This window comes from Alteromonas sp. MMG017 (assembly GCF_018100795.1).
GTDB lineage: Bacteria > Pseudomonadota > Gammaproteobacteria > Enterobacterales > Alteromonadaceae > Alteromonas.
Genome location: NZ_JAGJDY010000007.1, coordinates 113,796 through 126,819, shown reverse-complemented (window position 1 = coordinate 126,819; position 13,024 = coordinate 113,796). Strand labels below are relative to the sequence as shown.

9 protein-coding genes are annotated in these 13,024 nt (G+C 44.4%); 7 read left to right on the top strand and 2 right to left on the bottom strand.

What is annotated here, in order from left to right:
• The first annotated feature begins 50 nt into the window (after positions 1–50).
• A complete protein-coding gene (locus tag J8L84_RS12485) occupies positions 51–617 on the top strand; it encodes a sigma-70 family RNA polymerase sigma factor (protein WP_247670753.1) in 567 nt (188 codons plus the stop codon).
• Entirely contained in the window at positions 614–1,228 is a 615-nt protein-coding gene (locus J8L84_RS12480) for a hypothetical protein (protein WP_211070978.1), read from the top strand. The genes J8L84_RS12485 and J8L84_RS12480 overlap by 4 nt, the downstream gene beginning before the upstream one ends.
• A gap of 174 nt (positions 1,229–1,402) precedes the next feature.
• Here the strand turns inward: J8L84_RS12480 and cdd are convergent, their stop codons facing one another.
• Entirely contained in the window at positions 1,403–1,810 is a 408-nt protein-coding gene (cdd, locus tag J8L84_RS12475) for a cytidine deaminase (RefSeq protein ID WP_057791582.1), read from the bottom strand.
• 129 nt (positions 1,811–1,939) lie between these two features.
• Between cdd and nlpI the strand changes: the two genes are divergently transcribed.
• Positions 1,940–2,833: a lipoprotein NlpI gene (gene nlpI / locus J8L84_RS12470; RefSeq protein WP_211070977.1), complete on the top strand. Its 894-nt coding sequence runs from the start codon at positions 1,940–1,942 to the stop codon at positions 2,831–2,833.
• Positions 2,834–2,846: 13 nt separating this feature from the next.
• Positions 2,847–4,595 carry a sel1 repeat family protein gene (locus J8L84_RS12465; protein WP_247670752.1) on the top strand — a complete coding sequence of 583 codons (1,749 nt, stop codon included), beginning with the start codon at positions 2,847–2,849 and terminating at the stop codon, positions 4,593–4,595.
• A 4-nt stretch (positions 4,596–4,599) separates the two neighbouring features.
• On the opposite strand, the gene cysZ is transcribed toward J8L84_RS12465, so the two are convergent.
• Complete coding sequence (gene cysZ / locus J8L84_RS12460) at positions 4,600–5,349, bottom strand: sulfate transporter CysZ (RefSeq protein WP_211071101.1); 750 nt, start codon at positions 5,347–5,349, stop codon at positions 4,600–4,602.
• A 284-nt stretch (positions 5,350–5,633) separates the two neighbouring features.
• Here cysZ and smc point away from each other — a divergent pair, with 284 nt between their 5' ends.
• From smc to ligA, 3 genes are all read left to right on the top strand, one after another.
• Positions 5,634–9,101, top strand: a complete 3,468-nt coding sequence (smc, locus tag J8L84_RS12455) for a chromosome segregation protein SMC (RefSeq protein WP_211070976.1) — start codon at positions 5,634–5,636, stop codon at positions 9,099–9,101.
• 19 nt (positions 9,102–9,120) lie between these two features.
• The gene (gene zipA / locus J8L84_RS12450; protein ID WP_211070975.1) at positions 9,121–10,740 is read left to right on the top strand and encodes a cell division protein ZipA; all 1,620 of its coding nucleotides are present in this window, start codon (positions 9,121–9,123) and stop codon (positions 10,738–10,740) included.
• A 191-nt stretch (positions 10,741–10,931) separates the two neighbouring features.
• Positions 10,932–12,965 (top strand): NAD-dependent DNA ligase LigA, encoded by a 2,034-nt coding sequence (ligA, locus tag J8L84_RS12445; protein ID WP_211070974.1) that lies wholly within the window; start codon positions 10,932–10,934, stop codon positions 12,963–12,965.
• The last annotated feature ends 59 nt before the right edge of the window (positions 12,966–13,024 follow it).

Genomic DNA, 13,024 nt, shown 5'->3' with positions numbered 1-13,024 from the left:
CGTTTTAATTAGTTTTGTTTGTTCTTAAAGGTAATTAAGGGAGTACGCGTATGAGTTATGCCAGAGCAGGGCTGCTGATATCAGTAAAAGATTGGTTTAGTGCTCCCTTAAGCGATGAAAGCTTAATGGAACGATATGCGCGTACTGGGGAACCTAAAGTCTTATCTCGTTTATACGATCAACATAGCAATGCACTGTATTACTATCTGTTGGTGTTGAGTGATGCCGATATGGCAGCCGATATAACCCAAAAGACCTGGCTAAAGGTAATAGAAAAAAAGCACTTGTATCGCCAAGAAGGAAAATTCTTGGGCTGGCTTTTTACCCTTGGGCGGAACACCCTGCTAGACGAACTTAGAAAACAACATCAACAAAATAGCCATTGTAATCAAGTTGAAAACTTGGTGTCTGATAGCGCACCGTTAGATGACATTCCAGACTTTCACCAACTATTAAAGCGGTTACCTTTCGAGCAAAAAGAAGCATTTTCCTTGCAGCAAGAAGGGTTCACCGTGCACGAGATAAGCACGATTTGTTGTGTCCCTCATGAGACAGTTAAAACACGTCTTCGTTATGCAAGGGAAAAGCTTAGAAAAGCATTGGAGTCACAATCATGAACGACGAAAATGAACAGTTCCGTCAGGCATATCAGCACAGTAAGCATCAACGTAAGGTGCCAAGTCGCATTAAACGTAATGTGATAGGTAATGCCAAACACCATGAGTATTTACGTTTTGTAAGAGGGGAGCGCTTTTGGCAACGCGTAAGGGGTTGGCATAAAGATTGGTTTGCATTTGGCGCGGCGGCATTTGTATTGGTGGTATTGGTCGGCATTTACGACTTTAAAAGCCAAGTAAGTAATACAGCAAATATTGACACTATAGATGTGGCACTTGAAGTACACGGTTTTAGCGATGAAATAGCCGATATAGATATTAACGATTACAGCAAAAAATATAAGGCTTACAGCAGAGCTTATGAACAACAGGTAGTCACATTGAATGCCGTAAGAACAAGCGTAGCGACACTGACGAACATCGATAACCAATGGACGTTAGTAGATTGCTCGTCAAAGCAAATAACCTTGTCTGACAATCTTGTCGCGAGCATGAGAGCCCATCAGCGTATTGCCACTGGTATTGAAATTGGCGACCAAGTCGCATTAGCGTTTAATCAAAATGGATTGATCTTGAATATTACTCGTTCTGCGGCGCCGAAAATGTGCTGATAAGACCGAGTAATTACAAACGTGCTCGGGTTAAACGTTAAACAAGCAAGGCATCACAAAAACGGTGGGGATAGAAACCTAGTATTAAAACGGGTGAAAAGCGTAAGCCTTACGCGGTGTTATAACTAAGAATAACCGCGTAAGACACTATGTTTGAGCGTAGCTATTTACCTATTACTTACCTAAATCATGCGCTCTAAACGCATTAGGCAGTAATTCACCAATGGTGGTTTCGTGGGTTTCACCAGATTTAGTGACCATCACCACAGGGGTGTCATCCGGTGCAAACTCTGCAATTTTTTGTCGACAGCCTCCGCAAGGAAAGCAAAACTCGTCGTTCTGACTCGCCACCACAATAGAATGAATGCGCTTGTGGCCGTGACTAACCATATTTCCAATGGCGCTAGCTTCAGCGCATTGACTAAGCGGGTAAGCGGCACTTTCTACGTTGCAGCCTGCAAAAATATCACCTGACTCAGTAAGTACAGCTGCTCCCACTTTGAAATTAGAATAAGGTGAGTGCGAGTGTTGTTGAACTTCTTGTGCTTGTTCTATTAGTTTTTTTATCTTTTTATTATCCATAACTACCTACATTCTCCCGACTTATAACTTTACTTTTTATACTAAATGCGAGAAGGTTGGCGGCATATAAAGCCGCTTACGCATCTGTAACGCGGGATGTTTTTTCTTACTTAAGAATGCTTTTTTACCATGCGTCGAAACGTTAGTCTCATCTTTTTTTTCATATCTGTTGGTATTTTAGGCGGTTGTGCACAAACTCCAGAAGTTTCTCGCCAACCACAAATGGGTAATTTACTGTTAGCAGAGCCTGCGCCAGTTAATCCTCGCTCTGAAATGGCTATTGCCCGTTACAATCAAATTTTGGGTAGCAGTGCCTTGTCTGACGAAGACAAAGCAGAGCTTCACCTACAGCGCGGAATGCTATACGACAGCGTTGGCTTAGGTGGGCTAGCGCAGTTTGACTACAGTCAGGCCATTAACCTTAAGCCCGATTTTGCAGAAGCCTATAATTCAATGGGCATTCACTACATTCAGCAAAGTGACTTTATTCAAGCCTACGATTCTTTCGATTCTACGCTAGAAATTAACCCTGAATACGATTTCGCTTTTTTAAATCGCGGCATTGCCTTGTATTACGGCGGTAGAGCTGAGCTGGCTGTTGAAGATTTAGGCTTATTTCTACAGAAAGACAATTCTGACCCGTTTCGCGCATTGTGGGCTTATTTCGCACATTATGATTTGTCGCCAGAAGAAGGTCAGGCTTATTTAGCGGCTATTCGCCCAGAATTGAACAACGAACATTGGGCAACCACACTTACCGATTTGTTCTTAGGGGTGGTCGATGAAAATGCTGTACTTAATTCGCTACTTGATGGCGTAAAAAGCCAAAAAGCATTAACCGATAGACTGTGTGAAGCGTACTTTTATTTAGGCAAGTACCATAGCCAAGATGGTAATAATGGTATTGCTTCGAATTACTTTAAGTTGGCGCTAAGCACTAACGTCTTCGATTATGTTGAACATCGTTATGCACGTATGGAACTTAACCGTCTTCGTCAAAGTTCGTCAGACGCTCAAGAGTAACAGCGCCTAAACAATGCGTGGATTAACACTAGCGATAATAGCGCTTTTGCTGATTGCGGGCGACAGCGGCCGTTACACTCAGCAGTTAGTGCGTAATGCTACATCGGCAATACAGGCTTACGATAAGCAACTTCTTACAGCCGAACCTCGCTCTAATGAGCCTGATTTGCCCGAGTCATTAACCCCCGAACAATCTTTTTCTGATTCAACTGGCTCTGATATAGCTGCCTCTGATACAGCAAGCACTGATTTAACGTCTAGTACTTCTGCAAATTGCCCACCTCCATTAAAGCAAAGTGTTTACGCGCTGCTGTGGCTTGCGGCGCAAAACCATGAACAGTCTGGTACAAGTCAGGGCAGCGATAATGCTAGCGAAGAAGCGCAACGCCTTCTTATTATGCTAGCAAGTAAAAACAACGCCCAATATTGGCTTGAGCAGCTAGCTTCAATTAATAACGCTGACGCTGCATGGGCTTTGTACCAGCTACTTGGTGAAGAGGCCGCTTCCGACCGGCTCGTTCGTTTAGCAGCTCTGGGTAACGTTGCTGAAGCTCAGCTGGCTTTCGCCATGGCCACTGAGAACCCTGAAAAACGAGAAAAATGGCTAATAAGAGCGGCTGAACAAGGTTATATGCCAGCACAAGCGGCACTCGCCGATTGGTATCTATTACACGCTCAACCAGAATTAGCCAAACCTTGGCTCCAAAAAACGGCCATGCAAGATATGCAAAGTGCATTTAAGTATGGCAGGTTGCTGTGGGATGAAAATAATCGCGAAGATGCAAAGGGGTTTATTCAGCGTGCGGCCAAAGAAGGCCATAAACTAGCGCAGCAAATGGCATCTGTTATCCAGCGATACAGTCCAACAACACCTTCTAATGTGCCTCGATATACATGGCAATCAAATACAATGTGCCATCAGCGAATACAACTTGTGGCCACGTCGTTAGCGACGATTGCTCGAGCGGATAAGTTATACAAAGACTATAAGAATGATGAGCGGCTAAGCGAACTTCCATTATGTATTGCGCCGCCTATATGGCTTGAAAATAACGTGCTCGACTGTAACGCTAATTTTAAAGGGCAAGGTAATCTTGCCTGCAACGTAAAGCCGCTCGCTCCCATTGTTAAAGCGCGTGATGTTACCCACGCCATTGTGGTATCAGAGCAAGGCAAAGCCAATGTTCAAAATGGGGTGATGTACTTAGATATAAGCGATGCTTACTCAGTGATGGTGCACGAACTGGCGCACTTCTCAGGTTTTATTGATGAATACGCGCTGTCACGTAATGCCGCGAGGCGTTTCTGCTCCAGCGAAGGGTTAAACACGTTTGCTCCTCCTAATCTTACTATGGACGGTGCCATTGCTTATCATCCTCAAAATACGGTAAATCGCTGGGAAACAACAGCCAAAGAAGAGTTTTTACCTTTGCGGGTAGGTACGGCTAAAACTTGTGGTGCGATAAACGTAACCAGCTACAAGCCTAGCCGTGTGATCACGTTTATGGAGCACCATGATAGTGGTGTAATACCTGATTTGTATTTGTCGTTGTGGCAAGAGCAATTAGCGAATCCGGCAGCGCAGCGACCCATTTCAATGAATTTGTTCCAAGCATTTCATAAAAACGGACAGCCAGAAGAAGCAGGGCAATGGCTTGCGGCCTACGAAAGCCACAAGGCGAGTGGTGAAATGAATGCGGGTGAGGCAGCAGCAGATGCTGCTACCACAAATACAGGCAGTAATAACGATACCGAAGAGTAGAACATTACACTCGTTTTCTTAATGCCTCATCACGTAATTCACTTACCCACATAGATGTAGCGCCACAAATGGCGACTGGCATAACAATAAAATTCACCACGGGAATAAGTGAAAAGATATTCACCATCACGCCAAAGGACATCGATTTGCCTTTATGTTGTGACAGGTGATTTTGCATGCGCTTAAAGTCAATTTTGTGATTATCGTAAGGGTAATCGCAGTATTGAATGGCCATCATCCAGGCAGAAAACAAGAACCATAGAATTTGCCCGAACACAGGCACAAATATAAACAGTATTAAGAAGCCTATAGCGCGAGGGATATACCAAAAGAGTTTGGTGAATTCTCGGCCCAAGGTGCGAGGAATGTCTTTTACCAAGTCGAGCAATCCATCGTCGCCCATGGCTTGCCCTGTTAAGTGCCGCTCGACTTTTTCTGATAATACACCGTTAAAAGGCGCAGCAATCCAGTTTGCGAGTGTGCCGAATATAAGGGCAAATATAAGCAGTACACTTAATACTGCTAATGGCCATAAAAAGAAATTCACTGCCGTTTTAACCCAACCCAGCCATTCAGGCACTAAGTTGATGACATAGCTTATGCCGTATTCTATTTGGCCAAATAGAAAATAAAATGCGGCGGAAAAAAGCAGGATATTGATAGCCAAGGGAACAAAAACAAAACGTTTTAGGCCCTTAGTCTTGATTAATGAAAACCCTTCAAAAAAATAATGTACACCACTTCGCGAACTCATCATTACTCCATTGCTCGGTTTTACTAAGGCGGTTTTACTGAAACATGTTACTTACACATAGTTACTGGAACATAGTTACTTACACATTATACGTAACACTCTAACGCAAACGAAATGGTAATTGTTACAAGCTGTTAGATTTGGTAAAGTCCAAACATAATAAAAACCATAAAAATGTGCTTCCTAATGCACTTAGCCAATACGCTAAATATTTCTTTTATAACGTTTAACCCATATCAACGGGGCGCCTCTTGTTACGTAGCTATAGTGCGTAAGGTAGTGTTGTGCGCTTAAAAAAGATCAAGTTAGCGGGCTTTAAGTCCTTTGTAGACCCAACCACAATTCCTTTTCCTAGTGAAATGACTGCTGTCGTCGGCCCAAATGGGTGCGGAAAGTCGAATGTAATCGATGCCGTACGATGGGTGTTAGGGGAAAGTTCTGCTAAGAATTTACGTGGCGATGCCATGACAGACGTTATTTTTAACGGCTCTAGTGCACGTAAACCTGTGGGGCAGTGCAGTGTTGAGTTGTTTTTTGATAACAGTGCAGGGCGAATTGGCGGTGAATATGCTACCTACAGCGAATTATCGGTAAGACGATTAGTCACCCGCGATGCCCAATCTACTTACTTTCTAAATGGCACTAAGTGTCGTCGCCGTGATGTAACCGATCTGTTTTTAGGCACAGGATTAGGGCCTCGCTCTTATGCCATCATTGAACAAGGCATGATTTCTCGGCTAATAGAATCTAAGCCGCAAGAGCTGCGTGTTTTCATTGAAGAAGCGGCCGGTATTTCTAAATACAAAGAAAGAAGGCGAGAAACCGAAAACCGTATACGCCACACGCAAGATAACCTAGAGCGGTTAAATGATGTGCGAGATGAGCTTGGCCAACAACTTGAAAAGCTTCAGCGACAAGCTGCGGCGGCTACACGCTATAGAGCATTGCGCGAAAAAGTCCGTGAACTCAAAGGGCAGTTAGCGGGTATCCGCTTTTTGAAAAATAACGAACAAACTGAAAATTTGCAGCAGGCGCTACAAGGTCATCAGCAAGCACTTGATGCATTAGTGTCTCGACAACATGGCGACGAAGCGGGCATGCTCACCTACAAAGAGCAACTGGCGCAAAATAAACAAGCCGCCGACGACGTACAGCAGCAGCTTTTTACCACCAGTAACGCCATTACCCGCATTGAACAAAACGAATTACATAGTCAGCAGCGCAAACAGCAAATTGAGGCCGAACTAGCCACGTTAAACGAACAAACGAACTTGTTGGTTACGGGGTTAGATGAAGCTAACCAAGCGTTAGCTACATCTAAAACAGGTTTAGGTGCCTTGTTGCCCCAGCAAGAATTAAATGATGAAGCCTTGGCGCAAGCCAAAGACATGTTTGAAATTGCCGAGCAAGAGCGCCGGGATTTCAGTGCACAAAGCCGTGAGCACGAACAAATCTATCATCGCTTAAAGCAAGAAGTACAAACCTGCCACAGTCAGATTCAGTCGACAATGAACATGCAACTTCGTACTACGCAGCGTATTAGTGAACTGAATGATGAGCTTAGTCAGCTTGATACCGATGATATTAGCGAACGTATTGCGATATTGGCCGCGCAAATTGACGAAGCCGAAGTTCAGGTTAGCGAGGCATTGGAACAGTACAACGGCACTAAGGAAGCCCTAGCTAGCAATCAGCAAGCCTTAGCACAAGCAGAGTCAATGCATAGACAGCTAGATGGCGAACGACAATCATTGCAATCTACCATTGCAGCACTATCTGCACTGCAAGATGACGCTGCTACCAGCAATACAGATGTGCATAGCGACTTACAGTTGTTGTGGCAGCAGCTAACCGTGCCAGAACATTTAAATGACTGTGTGGAAACCGTATTGCGCTATTGGCATCAACCTTATATTGCCGGTTCCCTTGAAGTAAACGAATTAGTTAATCAGATAACGTTTTTGCCCATGGGCGGGCGAGTGTTTGCGCAATCCGCTTTCACTGATGTAAAGCAACCCAACACCCTGGCCGCCGCCTTGCCAAATGAACGGGTACCAGAAGCGTTCAATCATATCCTATTATGTGAAACCAATGCTGATGCACTGGGTAGTGTTAATACCCTTGCAGAAGGACAAACCTTACTTTCTCAAGAAGGGCTTTGGTGTGCCAAAGATTGGGTAGTGAGGGGCGGTGAAGTTGAGAACAGCGTGTTGCATAGAGCATCAAAACTGGCTGAATTAAGTGAAACTCTTAACCGCATTGAAAACGATATAACATTAGCTCAAGCAAAAGTGGATGAAGCTAACACGCTGGTTAGCCGTAATGCTGAGCAAAGTGACAATGCCAAACTCACTTATGAAAACCTTAAAAATACCCTACTTCAACATACTAATGCCATGTCTGTTTTGGTAATGCAAAACGAACAATTAGCGGCACGGAATGCAAAACTTAAAGACGAATTAAGCAAGCAAAACGTCATGTTAGATAAAGAAGAAGCGCAGCTTATAACATTGTCTAGTCAGCTTGAAATACATGAAGCACAGCTCTCAGAATACGAAGAGCGGGTTAGCGAAGCACAAAGCAACCGAGAAAAATTTGATAATAAGGTGGCGCAACTTCGCAGTAAGGTAGAATCGTTAACACATCAGGCTCATGAGATGGCATTGAAAGTACAGCAATTGGAAAGTCATCAAAATTTATACACGCAACAGGTAACGCGTAACCAAAAGCAGCTAACCGATTATCAATCTAGACGAGATACGCTAAGCAAAGAGCTTAACGACTTGTCGGCGCCACAAGCAGTTCAAAAAGTTCAACTACAAGAATTGCTTACCCAAAAAAGTGAGCTCGAAAATAAGCGTTCTGAGTACCAATCTAAGCATGATGAAATAGAACAATTGTTGCGTGAGTCAGAAAAAGGCCAACAGGCGTTGGCTAAAGACATTCAAGAGCGCACCAGCAATATCGAAAAGCTAAATATCGAGATTGAAGGGTTTAAAGTGCGTGCTACCGCTATTTTGGAGCAGCTAGAAGACAGCAAGCTGTCGCTTAAATCTATTCTTGAAACACTGCCTGACGAGGCTGAAGAATCAAAGTGGCAGAAAGAGCTTGAAAGCACCCAAGGGAGTTTGTCACGCTTAGGGGCGGTGAACCTGGCCGCGGTAGAAGAATACGAAACCCAATCGGAACGAAAGTTACACCTTGATACTCAATATAATGATTTAACCGATGCGTTAGAAACATTACAAAGCGCGATACGTAAAATAGATAAAGAAACCCGTACCCGTTTTTCTACTACATTTGAGCAAGTGAACCAAGATTTGAAAGCCCTGTTTCCCAAAGTGTTCGGGGGAGGCTCAGCCTATTTAGCCTTAACCGACGATGACTTACTGGAAACCGGGGTGACCATCATGGCACGCCCTCCTGGTAAGAAAAATAGTACAATTCACCTTTTAAGCGGTGGAGAAAAAGCGTTAACCGCTTTATCATTGGTATTTGCGATATTTAGGCTTAATCCAGCACCCTTTTGTTTGCTGGATGAAGTGGATGCACCATTGGATGATGCTAACGTTGGGCGTTTTTGTAACTTGGTTTCAGAAATGTCGCAAACGGTGCAGTTTATTTATATCACCCACAATAAGATTGCGATGGAAATGGCAAGTCATTTAACCGGTGTTACCATGGCAGAACCTGGTGTGTCTAGGATGGTAGCGGTTGATGTTGATGAAGCAATGGCTTTCGCAGAAGCATAACAAAGGGCGACGAAGCTAAATGGAAGATGAATTACGTCTATCACTATTGTTTGCAGGTACCTGCTTTATAATTGCAGTGCTTGCACACGGTATTTGGAAAATTCGCAAAAACACAAAACCGAACAGTAAACCTCGGGTTGAACCTAGGCAGTGGGCAGATACGGGCGAGGAAGAAGGTTCGCAATCAGAAGGTTTTGATGAATTAGGTATTGGCCAAGTTCGCGTGGTGAGCTCTGGCAATGCACAAGAAAATTCACAAAATGATTTCGATGCAAGCGATGAGCAAAACCCAAGTGACGCAAGTAGCAATGGACATAGCGATGCCAATCACACAGCGGCAAGTGCCTCTAAAGCAAAAAGCTTTTATGGCAGCGATGACAGCTATGTTGATGAGAGCGATGTTAGTGATGTATCGGATAAACTGTCGCCTGAAAACGATACCAGTGATCACCTAGCGACATCTGCACAGAAAGAAGCTAGTACTTCAAACTCTGGTTCAAGTGCTGCCACAAGTGCTAATGGTTCAAAAACGAGTTCTGAAGATTCCGCTTGTGACACAAATGCACCGAAAGAAAAGGTGGTCGATAAACCTAAGCTTTATGGTTCGGTTGTGTCTAATCCAAAGCCGCATCTTCAAAGCAGTTCAGCCCCTGCAAATGAGGACGGTGGTTTCAGTTCAGACTCATTTCCAGAACCTCCAGGGTTTCTATTACGTGAAGGTGAGGATGAATCTGCTAGTGAAGCTGCCGCTAGCACTACCAACCAGCCCTATGCAAGTTATAGCGCTGTTGATAATACACCAGTGTCTTATGATGCAGGTAATAGTGAATCAGCACCTGAACACAACTCACCAGAAATCGATGATTTCAGTTTAGATTCACCGGCAACGCAATCAGTGTCGGGGAATACTGCAGAGACAGGCCGTAAAGACGCTGAACATCGGGTAAGCGAAGGTGCTGAAGTCGTTAGTGCCAGCGGCCTAGGTCAACAAGCTAAGCGATTTATGAAAGGAAAGCGCAGCAAACCTATTTCTCGCAAGCGCCAAGAGCCTAAATTTGGCGATGATCAAATGCGTATCGATTTTGATGATAGTGCAGCCAATTCAGAAGGCGTAGAAAGTGCGAATACAGGCAGCCAAGAAAATAGTATGCAAAACGCGACTGCTTCTGACAGCCGCACTCAAAATGAAGGCGCTTCTGAGCAAATTGAGCAAGAAGTACTTGTACTCAATGTGAAAGCGCCCGAAGACGACCCAATAGCGGGTGCTGCCCTGTTGCCTATGCTACTTACCCTTGGCTTTAAGTTTGGCGACCAGGATATTTTCCACCGTCATGTGAATTCAAATGGTAAAGGCCCAGTGTTATTCAGCTTAGCCAATATGTTTAAGCCTGGAATTTTCGATATTGATAACCTTGAAACCTTTAACACTCAGGGTGTTTCTTTGTTTATGATCCTGCCCATTGAAGGCGACCCGCATCAAGTGTTCAACATGATGCATAACGCCGCACGTAAGCTGGCAGATGAATTTGGTGGTCAAGTGCTAGATGGTCGTCGTAGCGTGCTAACCAAACAAGGTTTACAGCAATACATGGAAAAAATACGTGAGTTTGAACGCAAACGTATAATTACCCGTCAGTAGTCATTTTCTATACATAGCAGAAAGGGCCTGACTTTTTAGCGGCCCTTTTTTGTTATCTCATGCTACCATTAGGGCAATTATTTGTAGTTAAGTACATCCACTCAATTAACATTGAGTGAGGGTGCTGCTTCTGTTTTAGTTAGCAGAACATAACAGCCATTTCTTTTAAAAAATTACACGCAAGTATCATCATGTCTGACACGTTAGAACAAGCTAAAGCCCGCGCCGAATCACTTCGTGGGCAAATAAATGAATACAACTATCAATACTATGTACTCGATGCCCCAACGGTGCCCGATGCACAATATGATAGAGATATGCAGGAACTCATTAGCATTGAAAAGCAATTCCCTGAATTGCAAAGTGTGAGTTCGCCCAGTCAAAAAGTGGGGGGCGCTGCGCTTTCAGCCTTCGAACAGGTTACCCATGAAGTGCCTATGTTGTCTCTTGATAACGCATTTGATGATGTGTCGCTATTGGCGTTTGAAAAACGAATTTACGATCGCCTGAAAGATAATAAAGCGCTTAGCTTTAGCTGCGAACCAAAGCTTGATGGGTTAGCAGTTAGTATTCTTTATGAAAATGGCGAAATGGTACGTGCAGCTACGCGAGGGGATGGCCAAGTTGGCGAGAACATTACGACTAATGTTCGCACCATTGCTAACGTTCCCCTTACATTACGCGGCGAAAACTACCCGTCTCGATTGGAAGTTCGCGGCGAAGTATTTATGCCTAAGAAGGGCTTTGAAGCGCTTAATGATTATCAGCGTGCTAACGATGGTAAAGTGTTTGCTAATCCTCGTAATGCTGCCGCTGGCAGCCTTAGGCAGCTTGATTCAAAAGTAACAGCGAAACGTCCATTAATGTTTTACGCTTATTCTTTAGGTGTGGTTACGCCTGAGGATTTCGAGCTGCCACGTTATCATAGTGCGCGATTAGCGCAATTAGGTGACTGGGGCATACCCTTATGCCCTGATATCGATACTGCAGAGGGTGGCAAAGGCTGCTTAGAGTACTACCAGCGCATATTAACCCTTCGTGACAACTTACCTTACGACATCGATGGCGTAGTGTTTAAAGTTGATGATATAAGCGTACAGCAAACATTAGGCTTTGTAGCACGGGCGCCACGATGGGCAATTGCACAGAAATTCCCTGCTCAAGAAGAAATTACCAAACTGTTAGATGTTGAGTTTCAAGTGGGGCGTACCGGTGCAATAACGCCTGTCGCAAGATTAGAGCCCGTGTTTGTGGGTGGTGTTACTGTGTCAAACGCCACTTTACATAACCAAGATGAAATAGACCGCTTAGGGGTGAAGGTAGGCGACTACGTCATTATTCGCCGTGCGGGTGACGTTATTCCTCAAGTGGTGTCAGTTGTGCAAGCCAAAAGAGATGACAACGTTAAAGACATTGTCTTTCCTACAGATTGTCCAGTTTGTGGCTCTAATGTAGAAAAATTGGAAGACGAAGCCGTTGCTCGTTGTACCGGCGGCCTTATTTGTGCAGCGCAGCGTAAGCAAGCGTTAAAGCATTTTGCCTCTCGAAAAGCATTTGATATCGACGGGTTAGGCGATAAGTTGGTAGATCAACTCGTTGATGCCGATTTAGTGCATAGCCCAGCAGATTTTTTCAATCTTAAATTGGGCGATGTAGTGGGTCTTGAGCGCATGGCTGAAAAGTCTGCTGCCAAGTTGTTGCAGTCACTAGAGGCATCGAAAGCTACCACGTTAGCTAAGTTTTTATATGCGTTAGGTATTAGAGAAGTAGGTGAAGCCACGGCGGCTAATCTAGCGATGCATTTTGAAACCCTTGAGGCTATTCGCAGCGCGAGCGAAGACGAACTCATTGAAGTGCAAGATGTTGGCGGGATTGTAGCAGCGCATTTGCATAACTTCTTTAATGAGCCACACAACACCGATGTTATCGACGCCTTACTAGAGGCGGGTATTCATTGGCCTGCCATTGAGAAAAAGCCACAAAGTGCGCTACCTCTTGATGGACAAACCTGCGTAGTAACAGGAACCTTAAGCGAGATGGGGCGCTCTGACGTTAAGGCGAAACTGCAATTGTTGGGTGCAAAAGTAGCCGGCTCGGTATCGAAGAATACCTCGTTTTTAGTCGCGGGTGAAAAAGCGGGATCTAAGCTGACCAAAGCACAGGAGCTAGATGTTGAAGTGTGGGATGAAGCGACGTTACTCGCCTTTTTAGCAGAGCATGACTAGCACTATATCACTAGCATTGCTTGAGCAATCAGTATTAATAGCATGCTTACCATTCAAAC

Coding starts and splice junctions, on each gene's coding strand:
- cysZ (WP_211071101.1), bottom strand. CDS start 5,349: ATGAGTTCGCGAAGTGGTGTACATTATTTTTTTGAAGGGTTTTCATTA.
- ligA (WP_211070974.1), top strand. CDS start 10,932: ATGTCTGACACGTTAGAACAAGCTAAAGCCCGCGCCGAATCACTTCGT.
- cdd (WP_057791582.1), bottom strand. CDS start 1,810: ATGGATAATAAAAAGATAAAAAAACTAATAGAACAAGCACAAGAAGTT.
- J8L84_RS12485 (WP_247670753.1), top strand. CDS start 51: ATGAGTTATGCCAGAGCAGGGCTGCTGATATCAGTAAAAGATTGGTTT.
- J8L84_RS12465 (WP_247670752.1), top strand. CDS start 2,847: ATGCGTGGATTAACACTAGCGATAATAGCGCTTTTGCTGATTGCGGGC.
- nlpI (WP_211070977.1), top strand. CDS start 1,940: ATGCGTCGAAACGTTAGTCTCATCTTTTTTTTCATATCTGTTGGTATT.
- zipA (WP_211070975.1), top strand. CDS start 9,121: ATGGAAGATGAATTACGTCTATCACTATTGTTTGCAGGTACCTGCTTT.
- J8L84_RS12480 (WP_211070978.1), top strand. CDS start 614: ATGAACGACGAAAATGAACAGTTCCGTCAGGCATATCAGCACAGTAAG.